This window comes from Streptomyces xanthii, from assembly GCF_014621695.1.
In the GTDB taxonomy this organism is placed as follows: domain Bacteria; phylum Actinomycetota; class Actinomycetes; order Streptomycetales; family Streptomycetaceae; genus Streptomyces; species Streptomyces xanthii.
Map to the genome: position 1 here is coordinate 2478085 of NZ_CP061281.1, position 17433 is coordinate 2495517.

Sequence of the window (17433 nt, forward strand, 5' to 3'; positions counted from 1 at the left end):
GAGCCCCGCCGCGCGATCGCGGCGGGGCTCAGCCCTGTGTGCGGTTCCGGGTCAGTCGTTGCCGTTGCCCGGGGCCGGCGTCGTCTTCTGGATCTGCAGCAGGAACTCCGCGTTGGACTTCGTCTGCTTCATCTTGTCCAGGAGGAGCTCGATCGCCTGCTGCGAGTCGAGCGCGTGCAGCACCCGGCGCAGCTTCCAGACGACAGCGAGCTCGTCGCTGCCGAGCAGGATCTCTTCCTTACGGGTACCGGACGCGTCGACGTCCACCGCCGGGAAGATGCGCTTGTCGGCGAGCTTGCGATCGAGCTTGAGCTCCATGTTGCCGGTGCCCTTGAACTCCTCGAAGATCACCTCGTCCATGCGGGACCCGGTGTCCACCAGCGCGGTGGCGAGGATGGTCAGCGAGCCGCCGTCCTCGATGTTGCGGGCCGCACCGAAGAAGCGCTTCGGCGGGTACAGGGCGGTCGAGTCGACACCACCGGACAGGATGCGGCCGGAGGCCGGGGCGGCGAGGTTGTACGCACGGCCCAGACGCGTGATCGAGTCGAGCAGCACGACGACGTCGTGACCCAGCTCCACCAGACGCTTGGCGCGCTCGATGGCGAGCTCGGCGACCGTGGTGTGGTCCTCGGCCGGACGGTCGAAGGTCGAGGAGATGACCTCGCCCTTGACCGACCGCTGCATGTCGGTGACCTCTTCCGGACGCTCGTCGACCAGGACGACCATCAGGTGGCACTCGGGGTTGTTGTGCGTGATCGCGTTGGCGACGGCCTGCATGATCATGGTCTTGCCGGTCTTCGGCGGGGCCACGATCAGACCGCGCTGGCCCTTGCCGATCGGCGACACGAGGTCGATGATCCGCGTGGTCAGCACGCCCGGGTCGGTCTCCAGGCGGAGCCGGTCCTGCGGGTAGAGGGGCGTCAGCTTGTTGAACTCCGGTCGCCCGCGGCCGGATTCGGGCGCCATGCCGTTGACGGAGTCGAGGCGGACCAGCGCGTTGAACTTCTCGCGGCGCTCGCCGTCCTTCGGCTGGCGCACGGCGCCGGTGACGTGGTCACCCTTGCGCAGACCGTTCTTGCGGACCTGGGCGAGGGAGACGTACACGTCGTTGGGACCGGGCAGGTAGCCGGAGGTCCGGATGAACGCGTAGTTGTCGAGGATGTCGAGGATGCCCGCGACGGGGATCAGCACGTCGTCGTCGGACACCTGCGGCTCGGCGCCGAACTCGTCGCGGCCGCGACGGCCACGGCGGTCGCGGTAACGGCCGCGGCGACCACGGCGGCCACCCTCGAAGTCGTCGTCGTCCTGCGGGCCGTTGTCGCGGCCACCACGGCCGCCGCCCTGCTGCTGCTGACGGCCGCCCTGGTCCTTGTTGCCCTGGTCGTCGCCCTTGCCGCCACGGCGGTCGCGGTCACGGCCGCCCCGCTCGCCCCGGTCCCGGCGGTCGCGGCGCTCGCGACGGCCCTCACCCGCGGCGTTGTCCTGGCCGGCGTCGCCCTTGGACTCGGTCTTGGTGTCGCCCTCGGCGGCGGCCTCGGGGCTGCCCGCCTCGGCGGTGGCGCGGCGGCGCCCGCGGCGCTCACCGGCCGGCTGCTCGTCGCCCGCGCCCTGGCCCGGGATGTCGATCTGCTGCTGGGCGGCGGCCTTCTTGGCCTTGCTGTCGCCGGCCTCGGCCTTCTCCGCCTTGGCGTCGGCCTTCGCGGAACCGGTGTCGGCCGCGGCGTCGTCGCCGGTACGGGCCTTGGAGGTGGCGCGGCGCTTCGGCTTCGTCTCGGTGGCGTCGGCGCTCTTCGCGGGGGCGGAACCTCCCGCCTGCGCCTCCTTGATGACCTCGATCAACTGGCTCTTGCGCATCCGCGCGGTGCCCCTGATGCCGAGGCCCGAGGCGACCTGCTGCAGCTCGGCCAGCACCATGCCCTCGAGGCCGGTGCCGCGGCGCCGCCGGGAGGCGGGCGCGGCAGAGGCGTCCGCAGAGGACGCGGCGGGCGCGGCAGCGGAGCTGTCGGCAGTCACGCCCATCAGATCGGTGGTGTCGCTCACGAAGGGTCCTTCCCTGGAGCGGACGTCGGCCTGTCTGGCTCGGCGACCGGTTGTGCTGTCCGGCGGTGGTCCTGCCTGTACGGACCGTGCCGGGGCGGTTGTCCGCCTGAATGGCGGAAGAATTCATTGGTGACAGCGATTCCGGATTCCGCGGGTGCACTGAATTTCTGTGTCACGCGGCTCGGTCACGCCGGTTCCGGAGCATGCTCTACAGCCGTCAGTGCCACGTCCCGACGTACGAGGACACTGCACGGAACTGCTGGAAAGGCTCCCGGAAGAATGGTCGTCCCTGACAGGGACACACAGCACCTCGCCATGGTGGGGTCGGGTGCAGACTTGAGGTTAACACTACCGGATCCAACAAATATTCCCCCTCTCTCCATCCGGCAACCAAAAGCGTGCGTTCAGTCGGGGTTCGAGCCGAGCGGCAGCACGCACGCTCCGCCGGAATCCAGGGCCAGCCGGTTGGCGGCCCAGCCGTCACCGGCGAGGCGGGCGACCTTGTCGGCCGTCGCGTCCTCCACCAGGGCGATGACCGTGGGTCCGGCCCCGGAGATCATCGCGGGGACGCCGTCCGCGCGCAGCCGCTCCACGAGGGCCGCGCTCTCCGGCATCGCGGGGGCCCGGTACTCCTGGTGCAGCCGGTCCTCGGTGGCGGGCAGCAGCAGCTCGGGGCGCCGGGTGAGGGCCTCGACGAGCAGGGCCGCACGGCCCGCGTTGGCGGCAGCGTCCACGTGCGGGACGGTGCGCGGGAGGAGACCGCGGGCGGTCTCGGTGAGCAGGGGCTTGCCGGGGACGAAGACCACCGGGACGACGGTCGGCGCGGCGTCGAGCCGCACGGCCCGGCCGGTGCCGGCCTCGGTCCAGGCGATGGTGAATCCGCCGAGCAGGCAGGGCGCCACGTTGTCGGGGTGGCCCTCGATCTCGGTGGCGAGAGCGAGCAGCGCGGCGTCGTCGAGCCGTGTGTCACCGCCTATCGTCACGGCGCGGGCGGCGACCACCGCGGCGACGATGGCCGCGGAGGAGGAGCCGAGACCGCGGCCGTGCGGGATGCGGTTGGCGCAGACGATCTCGAGGCCGCGCGGCTGTCCGCCGAGGGCGTCGAATGCGGTGCGCAGGGCCCGTACGAGCAGGTGCGACTCGTCGCGCGGCAGGGTCTCGGAGCCCTCACCCGCGATGTCGATGTTCAGCCCGGAGTCGGCGACCCTGACGACCACGTCGTCGTAGAGCCCCAGCGCGAGGCCGAGGGAGTCGAATCCCGGACCGAGGTTGGCGCTGGTGGCGGGGACGCGCACCCTGACGGCGGCGGCGCGGAACGCGGGACCGGCCATCGTTAGATGACTCTCCTTGAGCTGCGGGACGTTCGGGAACTACCCGAGACTTCCGATGTCTGGTGAGGGAGTACGTCACAACCCGGGCCGCGTACGAGGCAACGGCGGCAGCACCACGGCACGTGCGGTGGGCGGGTTCTGTACAGCCTATCGAAGGAAGGATCTGTGGCGACATAGGGCGCACAGGAGGCGCACGATGCGTGTCGTAAGCCCCCTGTGCACCCCCTGTGCCGATACGCCCAGTTGACGTGAAGTCAGCTGGGCGTAAAGACGTAGGACCTGCGGTGTCAGACGAGGCCGAGGCGCTCGGCGGCCGTGGCGGCGTCGACCGGGACGGTGACCGGCTGCGGGGCGCCGGCGACGGCCCAGTCCGGGTCCTTCAGGCCGTTGCCCGTGACGGTGCAGACGATCTTCTGGCCGGGGTCGACCAGGCCCTGCTCGGCCGCCTTCAGCAGACCGGCGACGGACGCGGCGGACGCGGGCTCGACGAAGACACCCTCCTGGGACGCCAACAGCTTGTAGGCGCGCAGGATCTCACGGTCCGTCACCTCGTCGATGAGGCCGCCGGACTCGTCGCGCGCGGCGAGCGCGTGCTGCCACGAGGCCGGGTTGCCGATGCGGATCGCGGTGGCGATCGTCGACGGGTCCTTGACGACCTCGCCGCGCACGATCGGCGCGGAGCCGGAGGCCTGGAAGCCCCACATGCGCGGGGTGTGCGTGGACACCGAGTCGGCGGCGTACTCCTTGTAGCCCTTCCAGTACGCCGTGATGTTGCCCGCGTTGCCGACCGGCAGGACGTGGATGTCGGGCGCGTCGCCGAGGGCGTCGACGATCTCGAACGAGGCGGTCTTCTGGCCCTCGATGCGGTACGGGTTGACCGAGTTGACCAGCGCCACCGGGTAGTTCTCGGACAGGGCGCGGGCCAGGTTCAGGCAGTCGTCGAAGTTGCCGTCGACCTGGAGGATCTTCGAGCCGTAGACGAGCGCCTGGCCCATCTTGCCGAGCGCGATCTTGCCCTGCGGGACGAGCACGGCGCAGACCATGCCGGCGCGCACGGCGTAGGCCGCGGCGGACGCCGACGTGTTGCCGGTGGAGGCGCAGATGACGGCCTTCGCGCCCTCCTCCTTGGCCTTGGTGATGGCCATGGTCATGCCGCGGTCCTTGAAGGAGCCGGTCGGGTTGGCGCCCTCGACCTTCAGGTGGACCTCACATCCCGTGCGCTCGGAGAGCACCTGGGCCGGGACGAGCGGCGTGGCGCCCTCGCGCAGTGTCACGACCGGCGTGGTGTCGGTCACCGGGAGCCGGTCCCGGTACTCCTCGATGATGCCGCGCCACTGGTGGGTCATTCCGGTCATCCCTGCTACTCCCCTTCAACACGCATGATGCTGGCGACACCGCGCACGGTGTCGAGCTGACGCAGCGCGTCCACGGTCCCGGTGAGGGCCGCGTCCGCCGCGCGATGGGTGACGACGACGAGGGAGGCCTCGCCGTCCTTCCCCGACTGGCGCACGGTGTCGATGGAGACGCCGTGCTCGGCGAAGACCGTCGCCACCTGCGCGAGAACGCCGGGCTTGTCGGCCACGTCGAGGCTGATGTGGTACCGCGTGACCACGTCGCCCATGGGCGAGACGGGCAGCTGCGTGTACGCGGAGTCGCCGGGGCCCGTCGCACCGCCCAGGCGGTTGCGGCAGACGGCGACGAGGTCGCCGAGCACGGCCGAGGCGGTCGGCGCGCCGCCGGCTCCGGGGCCGTAGAACATCAGCTGGCCCGCGGCGTCGGACTCTACGAACACGGCGTTGTACGCGCCGCGCACGGAGGCCAGCGGGTGGTCGAGCGGGATCATCGCGGGGTGCACCCGGGCCGTGACGGACTCGCCGTCGGCGGCGCGCTCGCAGATGGCGAGCAGCTTGATGGTGCAGCCCATCTCCTTCGCCGACTTGAAGTCGGCGGCGGTGACCTCGGTCATGCCCTCGCGGTACACGTCGTCGAGGCGGACGCGGGTGTGGAAGGCGATCCCGGCGAGGATGGCGGCCTTGGCGGCGGCGTCGAAGCCCTCGACGTCGGCGGTCGGGTCGGCCTCCGCGTAGCCGAGCGCGGTGGCCTCGTCCAGGGCCTCCTGGTAGCCGGCGCCCGTGGTGTCCATCTTGTCGAGGATGAAGTTCGTGGTGCCGTTGACGATGCCGAGCACGCGGTTGACCTTGTCACCCGCGAGGGACTCGCGCAGCGGGCGGATCAGCGGGATCGCGCCGGCCACGGCGGCTTCGTAGTACAGGTCGCGGCCGTGCTCGACGGCGGCGGCGTGCAGGGCCGCGCCGTCCTGGGCGAGCAGCGCCTTGTTGGCCGAGACGACGGAGGCGCCGTGCTCGAAGGCGGTGGTGATGAGGGTGCGGGCGGGCTCGATCCCTCCGATGACCTCGACGACCACGTCGATGTCGCCGCGTTTGACGAGCGCGGTGGCGTCGGTGGTGACGAGGGCCGGGTCGATGCCCTCACGGACCTTGGAGGGGCGGCGCACGGCGACGCCCGCGAGCTCGACCGGGGCGCCGATCCGGGCTGTGAGGTCGTCGGCGTGCGTCGTCATGATGCGCGCCACCTCTGAGCCGACGACCCCACAGCCCAGCAGCGCCACCTTCAGCGGACGCGTACGCATCATCCGACCTCGTTTCCCTTTACTTCTCTGTACCTACGGTGGGTCCAGTCTCACGCACCGGACCGGGGTTTCTGTCCCCGGTCCGGATGATGAGACAGGTATTTCATTATCCGACGTCGAGACGCAGGAGATCTTCCTCCGTCTCGCGGCGGACGATCACCCGCGCCTCACCGTCCCGGACGGCGACGACGGGCGGGCGGAGCGCGTGGTTGTAGTTGCTGGCCATGGAGCGGCAGTACGCGCCGGTGGCCGGTACGGCGATCAGGTCGCCCGGAGCGACGTCGGCGGGCAGGAACGCGTCCTTCACCACGATGTCACCGCTCTCGCAGTGCTTGCCGACGACACGGACCAGCGCGGGCTCGGCGTCGGAGCGGCGCGAGACGAGCGCGACCGTGTACTCGGCGTCGTACAGCGCGGTGCGGATGTTGTCGGACATGCCGCCGTCCACGGACACGTACGTGCGCAGGCCCTCCAGGGGCTTGACCGTGCCGACCGTGTAGAGCGTGAAGGCGGTGGGGCCGACGATGGCGCGGCCCGGCTCGACGCTGATGCGGGGCGTGCGCAGCGCGGCGGCCTCGCACTCACGGGTCACGATCTCGCCCAGCGCCTTGGCGATCTCGTGCGGCTCGCGGGGGTCGTCGTCGCTGGTGTACGCGATGCCGAGGCCGCCGCCGAGGTCGATCTCGGGGAGCTCGACGCCGTGCTCGTCGCGGATCTCGGCGAGCAGGCCGACGACCCGGCGGGCGGCGACCTCGAAGCCGGCCATGTCGAAGATCTGCGAGCCGATGTGGCTGTGGATGCCGATGAGCTCGATGCCGTCGAGCTTGAGGGCGCGGCGCACGGCCTCGGCGGCCTGGCCGCCGGCCAGCGCGATGCCGAACTTCTGGTCCTCGTGCGCGGTGGCGATGAACTCGTGGGTGTGGGCCTCGACGCCCACCGTCACGCGGATCTGCACGCGCTGCACCCTGCCGAGGCTCTCGGCGATGTGGGCGACGCGCACGATCTCCTGGAAGGAGTCGAGGACGATGCGTCCGACGCCGGCCTCGACGGCGCGGGTGATCTCCGCCTCCGACTTGTTGTTGCCGTGGAAGGCGATGCGGTCGGCGGGCATCCCTGCCGACAGCGCGGTGGTGAGCTCGCCGCCGGAGCAGACGTCCAGGTTGAGCCCCTCCTCGTGCAGCCAGCGCACGACGGCGCGGGAGAGGAAGGCCTTGCCGGCGTAGAAGACGTCGGCGTCGGGGCCGAACGCGTCGCGCCAGGCGGCGCAGCGGGCGCGGAAGTCGGCCTCGTCGAGGAAGTAGGCCGGGGTGCCGAACTCCTCGGCGAGCCGGGCGACTTCGATCCCGCCGACACTGACGCCGCCGTCCTCGGTGCGGCGGACGGTGCGGGCCCAGACCTTGGCGTCCAGCGCGTTCAGGTCGGCCGGCGGGGCGGTGTAGTGACCCTCGGGCAGGACGTCGGCGTGGCGGGGGCCTGCGGGGTGTGCGGAACGGCTCATGGCTGCGGTGCGCTCACTTCTGTTCTTAGAGATGTGCGGGGGCGTCGATGCCGAGCAGGGTCAGGCCGCCGGCCAGCACCGTCCCGGCGGCTTCGGCGAGCGCGAGCCGGGCACGGTGGGCGGCCGAGGGTTTCTCCCCGCCGACCGGCAGCGCGGCGGGGTGCAGGTCGGTCAGGAATGCGTCGGCGACGGCGACGAGGTGCCGGGCGAGCCGGTCGGGGGCGCGGTGCCGGGCGGCGGCGAGCAGGACGCGGGGGTGGTCGGCGAGCAGTCCGGTCAGCGGGTCCTGTCCGGGTACGTCACCGGGCTCGGCGCCGAAGCCCAGGTCCGCGGCGTTCCGCCCGAGGGCGGCGGTGCGGGCGTGGGCGTAGCGGACGCGGAAGAGGGGGTTGGACTCGCGCTGGGCCAGGTGGGCGGCGCGGTCCTCGGGGGTCGTGGTGCGGGCGTGGTCGTGCGCGGCGGGGTGCAGCAGGGCCCAGCGGCCGGCGTCGGTGCCGAGGCCGTGCGGGTCGGCGGGCACGGGGCGCAGCGTGACCTCGTCCGCGCGGGCCGCGTGCTCGACGGTCACCTCGGCGCCCTGGCTGCGGGCGATGCGGGCGACGGCGTCGGCGACGGTCTCGGCGCGGGGCTCACGCGGGATCCGCAGGACGACCCGCTCCCCGCGCAGCGCGTCGGAGTGCCCGTACGAGGATCCGCGGCGCAGCACGTCCGCGACGAGCGGGGAGCCGCCCGGACGGAGCACGACGTTGAGGAAGCCGGGGCCGGAGACGTCCACGGCCTCGATCCCCGGACTGTCCGCGAGCCGCGCGGAGAGGATCTCGGCGACCTGGCGCGGGGGCCGGCCGGCGGCGGGGGCGAGCTGCAGCGCGACGTTCGTCGCGTAGTCCCCGTGTCCGCCGGGACGCGGCCGCTCGACCACGACGCGCGCCCGCCCGGAGTCCACGCTCTCGACCGCGCCCATGCCGAGCTCACCGTCCTCGACCGCGCGGCGCACGGCGCGCAGGACGGTGTCAGTGAGCTCGATGGGGGTCACGGGGTCAAGCGTAGGCGAGGAGGGGGGTGGGTAGGCGACTCGGTTTAGCGGATGGTCCGCGATGCGGACGCTTCCCTGGACGTCCGCCCCGTCCCGCCGCCGCTCTCGCTCCCCTGCCCTGTCCCCTTCTCTGCCGCTTCTCTATCGCCCGGCTCGTTCGGTCTCCTCGGAGCCGCTGACGGGGCGCGTCCGGCGCGGTGCGCGGCCGCGCTCGGCCAACCGCCGGACGACACGCACCAGTTCGGCCGGCTCGAAGGGCTTGGACAGGAAGGCGTCGACGCCGACCTCGAGGCCGCTCTCGACCTCGTGCTGGGTGCAGGCGCTGACCAGGACGATGGGGAGGGCGCTGGTCCGGGCGTCGGCACGCAGCCGGGACGCGGTGCGCATGCCGTCGAGGCGGGGCATCACCACGTCGAGCGTGATGACGTCGGGCCGCACCTGCTGCACGACCTCCAGGCATTCGGCACCGTCGGCCGCGGTCACGACCTCGAAGCCCTCCAGCTCGAGATTGACCCTGATCAGCTGCCGGATCACCTTGTTGTCGTCGACGACAAGGACCCGGCCGGACGCGCCTGGCACCACTCGAGAGTAGGTCGGCCCCACCCGCGGCGTCCGGGTTTTCCCCACTTCCACCCCGTACAGGCGAGCTCGACGGCACGCTCGCGCACCGAAATACCTGTTCATGAGGACCCGGTGGGAGCTGGTAGGGTTCTACCCGTCGCCCCGCACCGCGAGGCGCACGCCCCCGTAGCTCAGGGGATAGAGCAACGGCCTCCGGAGCCGTGTGCGCAGGTTCGAATCCTGCCGGGGGCACCTTGAATTGGGTGTCTGACGAAGACCTCGTTCACAGCGGAAACGCTGCGGACGGGGTCTTTTTTCATGCGGGCGGCACGCGTCGGAGCAGCGGGGCCGGCCGGCGCTCCGGGCCGAACTCGGCGGGCAGAGCGGCCTTTTCGGCGCCGGCGCCCGGGACAGTGAGGCTTGCCACGCGGAGGGGCTCCGGGTTTACGCCGGGTGCTCGGGGTGACTACGGTGCCTTGGATGTCTCGCAGCCACTTGAACCTCGCAAACCTTGGAAGATGCGCGATCGGGCGCTCAGGTTCCATCGATCGGGGTTTCATACAGGAGGGATCGTGAGCGAGCCGGTCGGGGTCGCAGCGGCCAGGAGCCCGCTGCCCGCACAGAGCGTCACGGCGCCGCCCTCGCCTCCCGCGAGGCCCGCGAAGGCTGCCGCCGCCGGCCGGGCCGTGCCCGGCAAGGCGCGGGACGCGTTCTTCGACAACGCCAAGTACCTGGCGATCGTGCTGGTCGCCATGGGGCACGCCTGGGAGCCGCTGCGCGGTGACAGCCGGGCCGCCGCCGCGCTGTACATCATGGTGTACACGTTCCACATGCCGGCGTTCATCGTGATCTCCGGCTACTTCTCGCGCTCGTTCGACGCGAGTCCCGGGCGGCTGAAGCGGCTGGTGACCGGAGTGGTCGTGCCGTACGTCGTCTTCGAGGTGGCGTACACGTTCTTCAAGCGGACGGCCGGGGACGACCCGGAGCAGGCGATCAGTCTGCTCGACCCCTGGTACCTGACCTGGTTCCTGGGCGCGCTGTTCGTGTGGCGGCTGTCCACGCCGCTGTGGAAGGTCATCCGCTGGCCGCTGCCGGTGGCGCTCGGCATCGCCGCGCTGGCGTCCGTCTCCCCCGACATCGGTGACGACCTCGACCTTCAGCGGGTGCTCCAGTTCCTGCCGTTCTTCGTGCTCGGGCTGTGCCTGAAGAAGGAGCACTTCGGTCTGGTGCGGCGCAAGGAGGCGCGGATCGCGGCGGTGCCGGTGTTCGCGGCGGCGCTGCTGTTCGCGTACTGGGCCGCTCCGCGGATGAACGCGGCCTGGTTCTACCGGCGCGACAGTGCGCAGGAGCTGGCGGCGCCCGGGTGGAGCGGGGCCGTGATGACGCTGGCCATGTTCGGCTGCTCGGTGGTCCTGGTGGCCTGCTTCTTCGCGTGGGTGCCGGGGCGCAGGCTCTGGTTCACGGCGCTCGGCGCGGGGACGCTGTACGGGTACCTGCTGCACGGGTTCCTCGCGAAGGGGTCCCGCTGGGGCGACTGGTACGACGTGGCGTGGGTGCACACGCCGTGGGGCGAGATCGTCGTGACGGTGTTCGCGATGGCCGTCATCACCGTGCTGTGCACGACACCGGTGCAGCGCGCGTTCCGGTTCGTGATGGAGCCGAAGATGGAGTGGGCGTTCCGCAGAGAGCCGTCGGGCGCCGCGCCCCGGAAGTGAGCGGCGCCGTCCCGCCGCGCGTCACGCCGAGGCGCGTTTGCGCGGGGCGGCCTTCTTCGCCGTCGTCTTCTTCGTCGTCGCCGTGCTCGTCGACTTCTTGGCGGAGGCGGCCTGCTTCTTCGGGGAGCTCGCCGTCTTCTTCGCCGTCGTGGACTTCTTCGCCCCGGTCGACTTCTTCGCGGGCTCGCTCTTCTTCGCCGTCGCGGTCTTCTTCGCGGTGGTCTGCTTCTTCGGCGTGCGCGAGCGGCTCGCGAGGTGGGTCACCTCGGCCACGTCCTCGTCCGAGGCGTCGGAGGCACCCGAGGCGCCCCGCGCCTCCTTGGCCGCGCGCACACTGCTCTCCAGGGCCGCCATCAGGTCGATGACCTTGCCGCCGCCCTCCGCCGCGGGGGCGGACGGGGCCTCCTCGGCGCCGCCGCCGGAGACCTTCGCCGCGATCATCTCCTCGACCGCCTCGCGGTAGTCGTCGTGCAGGGAGTCGAGGTCGACCTCGCCGAGGGTGTCCATCAGGGCGTCCGCGAGGTCGAGTTCGGCGTCGCGGACCGTGACCTGGGTGTCCGGGGCCACGTCCTCGGGGGCCCGGATCTCGTCCGGCCAGAGCAGTCCGTGCATGGCGATGACGTCGTCGACGACCCGCAGCATGCCGAGCCGCTCGCGGCCGCGCAGGGCGAACTTGGCGATGGCGACCTTCTGGCTGCGCTTCAGGGCCTCGCGGAGCAGGGTGTACGGCTTGGCGGCGGGCACGCCGTTCGCCGAGAGGTAGTACGCCGTGTCCATCTGGAGCGGGTCGATCCGGTCGGCCGGCACGAAGGCGACGATCTCGATCGTGCGGGCGGTGGGGATCGGCAGCTGGGAGAGGTCGTCCTCGGTGATCGGGATGATCGACCCGTCGGCCTCCTCGTACCCCTTGCCGATCTCGGTGCCCGGGACCTCCTTCTCCTCCAGCTCGCACACCTTGCGATAGCGAATGCGGCCGCCGTCCTCCAGATGGATCTGACGGAAGGAGATGGAGTGGTTCTCGGTGGCGTTGACCAGCTTGATGGGGATGCTGACCAGGCCGAACGAGATGGCGCCGTTCCAGATGGAGCGCACGGTTTACCTCCCGGTTCGCGCCGCCGTTTGCGAGGTTTGCCGGATAGTTGCTGATTGGCCGGATTGCCAGAGTATTACGGTATGGCGCCCATCACAGAAGTGGAGGGGCGGCGGCTGACGCTCAGCAATCTGGACAAGGTCATCTATCCCGCGTCCGGGTTCACCAAGGGCGAGCTGCTGCACTACTACGCGACCACGGCAGGCCCGCTGCTCGCGCACCTGTACAACCGGCCGGTGTCGTTCCTGCGCTATCCGGACGGGCCGGACGGGCAGCGGTTCTTCGCGAAGAACGTGCCGCCGGGGACACCCACCTGGGTGAAGACGGCGCAGGTGCCGCACTCCCAGGGGCCCGCGCGGCAGATCCTCGTCCAGGACCTGGCCTCGCTGATGTGGGCGGCGAACCTGGTCACGGAGTTCCACACGCCGCAGTGGCAGGCGGACGCGCCGGGGCGGGCGGACCGGCTGGTGTTCGACCTCGATCCGGGGGCTCCGGCGGATGTCGTGCAGTGCTGCGAGGTGGCCGTGTGGCTGCGGGAGCGGCTGGCGGCGGACGGGCTGCACGCGTACGCGAAGACCTCCGGTTCGAAGGGGCTGCATCTGCTGACGCCGCTGGAGCCGACGCCGTCCGAACAGGTCAGCGCCTACGCGAAGGCGCTCGCGCAGGAGGCGGAGGCGGACCTTCCGGGGCTCGTGGTGCACCGGATGGCGCGCAAGCTGCGGCCCGGGAAGGTGTTCGTCGACCACAGCCAGAACGCGGCCGCGAAGACGACCGCCACCCCGTACACGCTGCGGGCCCGGCCCGAGCCGACCGTGTCCGCGCCCGTGACCTGGGCGGAGGTCGAGTCCTGCACGGACGCGCGGGAGCTGGTCTTCCTGGCCGACGCCATCGCGCCCCGCCTCGAACGGTACGGGGATCTGCTCGGCCCGCTCATCAACCTCAACCGCGCGGGGCGGATCCCGTGACAGCGCGGGTCGAGGTCGCGCTCGCGCGGTCGGTGGACGCGCTGCCGGCCGGCACCGACTGGGCCTTCGAGCCGAAGTTCGACGGGCACCGGATGGTGGTGATCCGGGAGGACGGGGACGTGGTCCTCCAGGCCCGCTCGGGGCGGCTGGTGGCGCGGGCGTTCCCGGACCTCGTCTCGGCGGCGCTCGCGCTGCCCGCCGGGACCGTGCTCGACGGGGAGGTCGTCGTCTGGCACGACGGACGCACCGACTTCGCGGCGGTGCAGCGGCGGGCGGCGGCCGCGTCGGGGGCGCGGGCCCGGGCGCTGGCGCGGGAGCTGCCGGCGTCGTACGCGGCGTTCGATCTGCTGGCGGACGGGGGCGGGGACCTGCGGCGGCGGCCGTACGCGGAGCGGCGGGCGCGGCTGGTCGGGATGCTCGGGCCGCTCGGGCCGCCGTTGCAGGCGGTGCCGTCGACGACCGACCGGGAGACGGCGCTGACCTGGTACGAGACGCTGCCGGAGCGCGGGATCGAGGGGCTGGTCGCCAAGCGGGTCGGCGATCCGTACCCGGGTGGGCGGCGGGGGTGGCTGAAGCTGCGGCACAGCGATACGCGGGACGCGGTCGTGGTCGGGTACACGGGGTCCTCGCGCGGGCCGCGCGCGCTGGTCGTCGTGCTGCCCGGGGACGGCACGCCGGTGCTGACGACGCCGCTGCCCACGGGGCTTCGGGGGGAGGCGGGGCGGGTGCTGCCCCGGGGGGACGGCGGGGAGGCCGTCGTCACCGCGGTGGGGGTGGGTGAGGTGGCGTACCGGGTCCTGCCGGAGGAAGGGCGGCCGGTGCTGGAGGTTCGGCAGCGGTCCACCCGGCACGGGGCGTTCTCGGCGGAGGCGGTGCGGTTCCGGTGAGCGGGCGGTTCGGTTGTTCGCCGGGTGCGGGCCGGTGGGGGCTGGTCGCGCAGTTCCCCGCGCCCCTGAAGGCGAACGGCTTCGCCGTTCAGCCTTCATCGGGGAAATGCCGCCCGAAGGGCGTGCATTTCAGGGGCGCGGGGAACTGCGCGGCCCGCCCCCACCGGGGCCGCAGTCGCGGGACGGACCGGCGGACAGGGGACGGGGCGGGGCGGGTCAGAGGCGGAGCCAGGTGTGGCGGTCTCGGGCCATGGCGTGGAGTGCCTCGACGTCCGCCGGCTTCAGGAGTCCGCCCGTGCGGGACAGCGCCGGAAGCTCCGAGTCGGTCAGGAGGCGGACGTCCCGGGGCGGGGCCGGAGTCTCGACCGCCGCGGGGTCGACCAGGACCAGCGCCGGGCGGACCTCGGCCGTCAGGGCGAACGTGGCGCGGGACGCGTCCGACCTGACCCGGCGCAGCAGCGGCCGCGGCTCGCCGCGGCCCGCCCCGACCAGCGGGTCGTCGATCCGTACGCGGCGCCTGCGGGCCGGCAGGACGTGCAGGGCGAACAGGCCGCCGGGCCCGATGAGCAGGTGGTGGATGCGGGCGGCGCCGGGCAGCGGCACGGAGTGCAGGACCCGCCAGCCCGCGCCGTCGAACCGGTCGAGCAGCTCCCCCACCCGCTGCTGCGCGGCCAGCGCGTGCCGGCGCGGATCCGTGCGCAGGCGGCCGTGCGCCGGCGGGTCGCGGTCGAGGTCGACGAGGAGCGCCTCGCCTGGCCGGTTCGGCGCGAGGTCGTCGTCGGGGTGGAGGCCGAGCCGGGCCAGCTCGGCGGGGGTCGGCACGGGCGGCGGGCCGACCGTGACCTGGCCGGTGAGGAACGGGCCGAGTGTGGCGAGCACCGCCTCGCGGACCGTCTCGTCGGGCCCCAGCAGCGTGACCCGGGCCGCCTCCCTGTCGTACCAGGCGACGTGGCGCCCGTCCTCCCCGATGACGTGGAGCCGCTCCTGGCCGTGCCGCCAGGTCGGTACGACGCGCATTCCGCTCATACCCATACCCATCACCCCCTGACCATGGGAGCAGCAAGCCCCGCGCACTGCAAGAAGGCGACGGGCCGCCTTCATCGCATCGGGCGGAGAGCGTGAGCCCGCTGTTACACAGCCGCCGAGCCGTCGTGACGGTCTGGTTCTACGGTTTGGGCGTTCGCTCAATTTGCGAGGAAATGACCCGCCGGACTTACGGAGTTCCCTGATGCGTCCCGCCCTGTTGCGCCGTGCCGCCCTCACCGTGGTCACCGGTGGTCTGCTGCTCGCGCCCGCAGGCGTGGCCGTCGCGCAGACGCCGGCGACAGCGACGGCGACAGCGACAGCGACGGCGCACGAGGAGCGGGCCGCCGCCGACCGGCCCGCCGAGGGGCCCAACCGGTACTTCCTGCTCGCGGGCGGTGCCATGACGGCGGCCGGGGCCGGCGGGCTCGTGTACGCGTCGGTGCGGCGCGGGCGCAGTGACCAGTGACCGGGCCCGCCCCGAGGTGCGGAGCCTCCTTCGGGTGAATAGAAAGGACTTCCGCCCCCTTAGGATCCGAAGCGGCCCGAAGGAGGGGCCGGCCATCGAGAGGACACAGGCAGGAGTGCAGTGACGTCCAGGCGCCCCGGCAGCGCTGCCCGCACCGTGCCCGCGGCCGTGCTGCTCCTGATCGGCGCGGCCGCCCTGACCGGCTGCGGGGACGCGGGCGGTCTGGAGAGCGCGGGGGCGACCCCGACGGCGGTGGGCCCGCGGACGCTGTGGCCGAAGCTGCCGCCCGCCACCCGCCCCGCCGACGACTACGGCGCGGGCGAGACGGCGGTGGTCAAGGGGGTCGACGTGCCCGGCGGCGACCTGCGCAAGGTCGACCCGCTGGCCGTCGTGCGCGCCCGCATGCACGCGGACCGCAAGGACTACGACGACGTCGTGGACCGGCTCGACGCGTGCGGACCGGTCGGCCCGGGCGGATCCGGCGCGTCCGGCTGCCCGGTGCTCCGGGCGTACTACCCGGACCTGACGGGTGACGGGAAGCCGGATCTGCTGGTCGCGGTGCGGGCCCCGAAGCGCCAGCTCTACACGCAGGTCTACGTGTACCGCGGGGGCCGGCTGACGCAGATCATGGACGACAAGGACGCGGTCATCAACGTGCAGCTGGCCGGGCGCATCCTCGTCGTCCGGGCCGCCGCCGACCTGCCGGGGTACGAGTACCGCACCTCCTGGTCGTACGACAGCCATCAGGAGGCGATGCTGCCGACCCGGGACGAGATCATCCGCACGGGTCCGCCCGGGACGCCGACGGCCTCGCCCTCGGGTACGTCCTCGGCCGTACCGTCCCCGTCTCCGTACCCGAGCCGCTCATGACGCGCCGCCGGCTGCGGCCGCCCGCCTGGACCGCCTCGCTGACCTGGAAGGCGGCGGCGTTCATCACCGTGATGTGCTGCGCGCTGGCCGCGCTGCTCGGCGTCCTCGTGCACGTCTCCGTGACGGACCAGACGGTGGGCCAGGCCCGCGACCGCGCCCTGTCGCTCCTGGACGACGCGGCGCGGCGCTACGAGTCGGGCAGCCGGCTGCCGCCCGGCGCGGGCGTGGACCCGCCGCAGCTGCCCACAGCGCTGCACGAGCTGGCCGCGCGGGGTGAGCGCGGCACGATGATCGGCGACCACGACGCGTCCCCGACGATGTGGGCGGCGGGACCGGCCTCCGGCGGGCGGGCCCTCGCGGTGCGGATCGACTACGCGCAGGGCGCCCGCACCATCGACGGCCTCGACAACGCGATCCTGGGCTCGTCGGTGCTGGCGATCGGTGCGACGCTGCTGGTCGGCGCGTTCGCGGTGACCCGGGTGACGAGGCGGCTGCACACGACGGCCCGGGTGGCCCGCAAGATCAGCGCCGGGGACCTGGACGCACGGGTCGGCGACCCGCGCACGAAGGATCCGGCACGGCATCAGGACGAGGTCGCCGCCGTCGCGGCCGCGCTCGACAGCATGGCCGCCTCGCTCCAGGGCCGGATCCTCACCGAGCAGCGGTTCACGGCGGACGTGGCGCACGAGCTGCGGACGCCGCTGACCGGGCTGCACGCGGCGGCGGAGCTGCTGCCGCCGGGCCGGCCGACCGAGCTGGTGCGCGACCGGGTGGCGGCGCTGCGCACGCTCACCGAGGACCTGCTGGAGATCTCCCGGCTGGACGCGCGCAGCGAGCGTGTGGACCTGGACGAGACCTGGCTGGAGCCGGTGGTCGAGCGGGTGGTGCGGTTCGCGGGCGCGGAGACGGCGGTGACTGTCGTCTCCGACGTGTGCGTGGTGACGGACCGGCGCCGCCTGGAGCGGGTGCTCGGCAACCTGGTGGCGAACGCGCACCGGCACGGCGGCCCGCCGGTGGAGCTCACGGTGGACGGGCCGGTGATCATGGTCCGGGACCACGGCGCGGGTTATCCGGACTATCTGGTGGAGCACGGCCCGCAGCGGTTCCGCACCGAGGGCGGGGCGCGCGGCCATGGTCTGGGTCTGACGATCGCCCTCGGGCAGGCCGAAGTCCTGGGCGCCCGCCTGCGGTTCACGAACGCGCGGGACGGCGGGGCGGTGGCCACGCTGACCCTGCCGTACGAGGAGCCGGCGGTGTGGCCCGGCTAGGAAATCGGCCGTCCGGGTGGTCACCCCGAAGGC

The 17433-nt window shown here is 72.7% G+C and carries 15 protein-coding genes and 1 tRNA gene; 7 read left to right on the plus strand and 9 right to left on the minus strand.

What is annotated here, in order from left to right:
• Nucleotides 1-51 precede the first annotated feature (51 nt).
• The 7 genes from rho to IAG42_RS11155 all read right to left on the minus strand — a co-directional run bounded on the left by rho (nt 52) and on the right by IAG42_RS11155 (nt 9236).
• The gene (rho, locus tag IAG42_RS11125) at nt 52-2040 is read right to left on the minus strand and encodes a transcription termination factor Rho (protein ID WP_188336864.1); all 1989 of its coding nucleotides are present in this window, start codon (nt 2038-2040) and stop codon (nt 52-54) included.
• A gap of 404 nt (nt 2041-2444) precedes the next feature.
• Nucleotides 2445-3371: a homoserine kinase gene (thrB, locus tag IAG42_RS11130; protein ID WP_188336865.1), complete on the minus strand. Its 927-nt coding sequence runs from the start codon at nt 3369-3371 to the stop codon at nt 2445-2447.
• 287 nt (nt 3372-3658) lie between these two features.
• Complete coding sequence (thrC, locus tag IAG42_RS11135; protein ID WP_188341308.1) at nt 3659-4717, minus strand: threonine synthase; 1059 nt, start codon at nt 4715-4717, stop codon at nt 3659-3661.
• A gap of 14 nt (nt 4718-4731) precedes the next feature.
• A complete protein-coding gene (locus IAG42_RS11140; protein WP_188336866.1) occupies nt 4732-6024 on the minus strand; it encodes a homoserine dehydrogenase in 1293 nt (430 codons plus the stop codon).
• Nucleotides 6025-6127: 103 nt separating this feature from the next.
• On the minus strand, nt 6128-7519 hold the full coding sequence (gene lysA, locus IAG42_RS11145) for a diaminopimelate decarboxylase (protein WP_188336867.1): 1392 nt from the start codon (nt 7517-7519) through the stop codon (nt 6128-6130).
• Between the two features lie 25 nt (nt 7520-7544).
• Nucleotides 7545-8552: an ArgS-related anticodon-binding protein NrtL gene (gene nrtL / locus IAG42_RS11150; RefSeq protein WP_188336868.1), complete on the minus strand. Its 1008-nt coding sequence runs from the start codon at nt 8550-8552 to the stop codon at nt 7545-7547.
• A gap of 141 nt (nt 8553-8693) precedes the next feature.
• Nucleotides 8694-9236: a response regulator gene (locus IAG42_RS11155; RefSeq protein WP_188336869.1), complete on the minus strand. Its 543-nt coding sequence runs from the start codon at nt 9234-9236 to the stop codon at nt 8694-8696.
• 57 nt (nt 9237-9293) lie between these two features.
• Between IAG42_RS11155 and IAG42_RS11160 the strand changes: the two genes are divergently transcribed.
• Together IAG42_RS11160 and IAG42_RS11165 are read left to right on the plus strand one after the other, a co-directional pair.
• Nucleotides 9294-9365 (plus strand) — tRNA-Arg (locus tag IAG42_RS11160).
• 320 nt (nt 9366-9685) lie between these two features.
• Entirely contained in the window at nt 9686-10828 is a 1143-nt protein-coding gene (locus IAG42_RS11165; RefSeq protein ID WP_188336870.1) for an acyltransferase family protein, read from the plus strand.
• A gap of 21 nt (nt 10829-10849) precedes the next feature.
• On the opposite strand, the gene ku is transcribed toward IAG42_RS11165, so the two are convergent.
• Nucleotides 10850-11920 (minus strand): non-homologous end joining protein Ku, encoded by a 1071-nt coding sequence (gene ku, locus IAG42_RS11170; protein WP_188336871.1) that lies wholly within the window; start codon nt 11918-11920, stop codon nt 10850-10852.
• An 81-nt stretch (nt 11921-12001) separates the two neighbouring features.
• Here ku and ligD point away from each other — a divergent pair, with 81 nt between their 5' ends.
• Together ligD and IAG42_RS11180 are read left to right on the plus strand one after the other, a co-directional pair.
• On the plus strand, nt 12002-12883 hold the full coding sequence (ligD, locus tag IAG42_RS11175; protein WP_188336872.1) for a non-homologous end-joining DNA ligase: 882 nt from the start codon (nt 12002-12004) through the stop codon (nt 12881-12883).
• Entirely contained in the window at nt 12880-13770 is an 891-nt protein-coding gene (locus IAG42_RS11180; protein ID WP_188336873.1) for an ATP-dependent DNA ligase, read from the plus strand. Before ligD ends, IAG42_RS11180 begins: the two co-directional genes overlap by 4 nt.
• Nucleotides 13771-13986: 216 nt before the next feature.
• Here IAG42_RS11180 and IAG42_RS11185 read toward each other — a convergent pair whose 3' ends face one another.
• Nucleotides 13987-14796 carry a nuclease-related domain-containing protein gene (locus IAG42_RS11185; protein ID WP_188336874.1) on the minus strand — a complete coding sequence of 270 codons (810 nt, stop codon included), beginning with the start codon at nt 14794-14796 and terminating at the stop codon, nt 13987-13989.
• 202 nt (nt 14797-14998) lie between these two features.
• Here IAG42_RS11185 and IAG42_RS11190 point away from each other — a divergent pair, with 202 nt between their 5' ends.
• From IAG42_RS11190 to IAG42_RS11200, 3 genes are all read left to right on the plus strand, one after another.
• Complete coding sequence (locus IAG42_RS11190; RefSeq protein WP_188336875.1) at nt 14999-15262, plus strand: hypothetical protein; 264 nt, start codon at nt 14999-15001, stop codon at nt 15260-15262.
• A gap of 120 nt (nt 15263-15382) precedes the next feature.
• Nucleotides 15383-16132: a hypothetical protein gene (locus IAG42_RS11195; RefSeq protein ID WP_188336876.1), complete on the plus strand. Its 750-nt coding sequence runs from the start codon at nt 15383-15385 to the stop codon at nt 16130-16132.
• Nucleotides 16129-17400 carry a sensor histidine kinase gene (locus IAG42_RS11200; protein ID WP_188336877.1) on the plus strand — a complete coding sequence of 424 codons (1272 nt, stop codon included), beginning with the start codon at nt 16129-16131 and terminating at the stop codon, nt 17398-17400. Before IAG42_RS11195 ends, IAG42_RS11200 begins: the two co-directional genes overlap by 4 nt.
• The last annotated feature ends 33 nt before the right edge of the window (nt 17401-17433 follow it).

Bases quoted from the DNA above. Each gene is read 5' to 3' on its own strand.
- IAG42_RS11200 (WP_188336877.1), top strand. From the start codon at position 16,129: ATGACGCGCCGCCGGCTGCGGCCGCCCGCCTGGACCGCCTCGCTGACC.
- lysA (WP_188336867.1), bottom strand. From the start codon at position 7,519: ATGAGCCGTTCCGCACACCCCGCAGGCCCCCGCCACGCCGACGTCCTG.
- IAG42_RS11185 (WP_188336874.1), bottom strand. From the start codon at position 14,796: ATGAGCGGAATGCGCGTCGTACCGACCTGGCGGCACGGCCAGGAGCGG.
- IAG42_RS11155 (WP_188336869.1), bottom strand. From the start codon at position 9,236: ATGAACAGGTATTTCGGTGCGCGAGCGTGCCGTCGAGCTCGCCTGTAC.
- thrC (WP_188341308.1), bottom strand. From the start codon at position 4,717: ATGACCCACCAGTGGCGCGGCATCATCGAGGAGTACCGGGACCGGCTC.
- IAG42_RS11140 (WP_188336866.1), bottom strand. From the start codon at position 6,024: ATGATGCGTACGCGTCCGCTGAAGGTGGCGCTGCTGGGCTGTGGGGTC.
- thrB (WP_188336865.1), bottom strand. From the start codon at position 3,371: ATGGCCGGTCCCGCGTTCCGCGCCGCCGCCGTCAGGGTGCGCGTCCCC.
- ligD (WP_188336872.1), top strand. From the start codon at position 12,002: ATGGCGCCCATCACAGAAGTGGAGGGGCGGCGGCTGACGCTCAGCAAT.
- IAG42_RS11190 (WP_188336875.1), top strand. From the start codon at position 14,999: ATGCGTCCCGCCCTGTTGCGCCGTGCCGCCCTCACCGTGGTCACCGGT.